General features: G+C 55.1%; 2 protein-coding genes, 1 tRNA gene and 1 pseudogene. 3 read left to right on the top strand and 1 reads right to left on the bottom strand.

Annotated features, from left to right (window positions below; all coding sequences use genetic code 11):
* Positions 1 to 389: pseudogene (locus FN633_RS09300) on the top strand (hypothetical protein); the annotation flags it as partial.
* A 38-nt stretch (positions 390 to 427) separates the two neighbouring features.
* Here FN633_RS09300 and FN633_RS09295 read toward each other — a convergent pair.
* A tRNA-Asn gene (locus FN633_RS09295) sits at positions 428 to 503 on the bottom strand.
* Positions 504 to 833: 330 nt separating this feature from the next.
* Between FN633_RS09295 and nac the strand changes: the two genes are divergently transcribed.
* Both nac and FN633_RS09285 read left to right on the top strand, forming a co-directional pair.
* Complete coding sequence (gene nac, locus FN633_RS09290) at positions 834 to 1,751, top strand: nitrogen assimilation transcriptional regulator NAC (RefSeq protein WP_154057512.1); 918 nt, start codon at positions 834 to 836, stop codon at positions 1,749 to 1,751.
* Between the two features lie 100 nt (positions 1,752 to 1,851).
* Positions 1,852 to 2,430, top strand: a 579-nt coding sequence (locus FN633_RS09285) for a LysR substrate-binding domain-containing protein (protein ID WP_154058888.1), incomplete at its 3' end; no start/stop codon positions are given.

The raw sequence follows: 2,430 nt of genomic DNA, 5'->3' as shown, positions 1-2,430 counted from the left end.
CCTACAGCGATGGCTTTGGTCGACCACTCCAGCAGTGCATGCTGGTGCCGGACGGGAAAGCCTGGCATCGGGAAGAGGATGGAGAGGTGGATACCACAGAGAGCGATGCCGCCCCCCGCTGGGCTATTTCTGGCCGGGTTGAGTATGACAATAAGGGGCAGGTGGTGCGCAGCTATCAGCCCTATTTCCTCGACAGCTGGCTCTATGTGACCGATGCCGCCATGCGGACCCAGGGCTATAGCGATACGCTGTATTACGATGCGCTGGGTCGCAATATCCGCACGGTAACGGCGAAAGGCCACCTGCGGCGTAATACGTGGTACTCATGGTTTACGGTAGCGGAGGATGAGAACGACACCGCTGGATTACCGGAAGATATTGACGCATAAAAGCAAAAAGCCCGCTAAAAAGCGGGCTTCTTTAAATATGGCTCCTCTGACTGGACTCGAACCAGTGACATACGGATTAACAGTCCGCCGTTCTACCGACTGAACTACAGAGGAATCGTGTGAACGAGGCGAATAGTAGCGGCGGCTGATCCGCTTGTCAAAGCCTTGATGCACTTCATACGATCGTTTGCTGAGATTTGCAGCAATCTGGTGTATTCATCAGCAAAAGCAATGGTTGTGCACCACCTCGGTGCATTTCTACCCCTTATGGGGCAGGATAAAAAGCCGTTATTAGGGCAGAGTCTTAGGAAGGTAATCAGAAACTCTTATAATCCAGCCTGTTAGATAGAATTAAAACCACTTTTTAAAACTGGCAAGCATCTTGCAACTCCTCCGACAAGACACTGACAAGCACTCAACAATGCGTTGAGTACCGGAGGCAAAATGAACTTAAGACGGCTGAAGTATTTCGTAAAAATCGTCGATATCGGTAGCCTGACCCAGGCCGCTGAAGTATTACATATCGCCCAGCCCGCGCTGAGCCAGCAGGTCGCCACGCTTGAAGGTGAGATGGATCAGCAGCTGTTAATCCGCACCAAGCGCGGTGTGACCCCGACCGAAGCCGGGAAGATCCTTTACACGCATGCCCGCACTATTCTGCGCCAGTGCGAACAGGCCCAGCTAGCGGTCAATAATGTTGGTCAAACGCTGCGCGGACAGGTAGCGATTGGCCTGGCACCGGGCACAGCAGCCTCATCCATTACCATGCCGCTGCTGCAGGCCGTACGCAATGAGCTGCCGGACGTGATGGTCTATCTACATGAAAACAGCGGCAGCGATCTTAATGATAAGCTGCTCGGCGGCCAGCTCGATATGGCCGTACTGTATGAGCGTGCGCCGTCTGCGGGCATCGCCAGCCAGCCGCTGCTGAAAGAAGATCTCTACCTGGTAGGCACCCGGGATTGCCCTGGGCAGAGCATCGATCTTACTGCCGTGGCGGAGATGAATCTGTTCCTGCCCCGTGACTACAGCGCGGTGCGCCTGCGGGTTGACGAAGCGTTCTCACTGCGTCGCCTGACGGCAAAAATTATTGGCGAGATTGAATCCATCACCACGTTAACCGCCGCTATTGCCAGCGGAATGGGCGTGACGGTCCTGCCTGAATCCGCTGCTCGCTCATTATGTACCGCGGCAAACGGTTGGATGGCGCGCATTACTGCGCCTTCCATGAGTCTCCCGCTCTCCCTGAATACCTCTGCTCACGGCTCGCTGTCGCCCCAGGCGCAGGCAGTGAAAGATATTCTGATGTCGCTGGTCAGCCGACCTACGCTGGAGAATCGGGAATTGCTGCTCGTGGGCTAGAGTTATTCCTAAATAGCATAAGTTGCTGGTTTTTATTATTTGTCCTGCCGGGCCTCAGACTTTAACAATAGTGACATGTCTGAAGGCTCTGGAGGGTAGGATGAATTTCCAGCAACTAAAAATAATTCGTGAAGCGGCACGTCGGGATTACAACCTGACAGAGGTCGCTAACATGCTCTATACGTCGCAGTCCGGCGTCAGCCGTCATATCCGCGAGCTGGAGGAGGAGCTGGGCATTGAGATCTTCATCCGTCGCGGGAAACGTCTGCTGGGTATGACTGAGCCAGGCAAAGCGCTGCTGGTCATTGCCGAACGGATCCTTAATGAGGCGAGCAACGTTCGCCGGCTCGCCGATCTCTTTACCAATGATACGTCCGGCGTCTTAACCGTTGCCACCACCCATACCCAGGCGCGTTATAGCCTGCCGCCGGTGATCAAATCCTTCCGTGCACTCTTTCCCGAGGTGCGCCTTGAGCTTATTCAGGGGACGCCGCAGGAGATAGAATCTCTGCTGCATAACGGCGGGGCGGATATCGGTATCGCCAGTGAACGTCTGAGTAACGATCCGGCGCTGGTGGCTTTCCCTTGGTTCCGCTGGCATCACAGCCTGCTGATCCCTAACGATCACCCGCTTGTCAGCATCTCCCCGCTTACGCTGGAGGAGATAAGCCGCTGGCCG

Origin of the sequence: Pseudescherichia vulneris, assembly GCF_902164725.1 — a bacterium.
In the GTDB taxonomy this organism is placed as follows: domain Bacteria; phylum Pseudomonadota; class Gammaproteobacteria; order Enterobacterales; family Enterobacteriaceae; genus Pseudescherichia; species Pseudescherichia vulneris.
Note: the sequence above shows the minus strand (reverse complement) of the source record. Positions and strands in the feature narration are given on the sequence as shown.

Excerpts from the sequence above, each read along its gene's own strand:
- nac (WP_154057512.1), top strand. The coding sequence starts at position 834 with ATGAACTTAAGACGGCTGAAGTATTTCGTAAAAATCGTCGATATCGGT.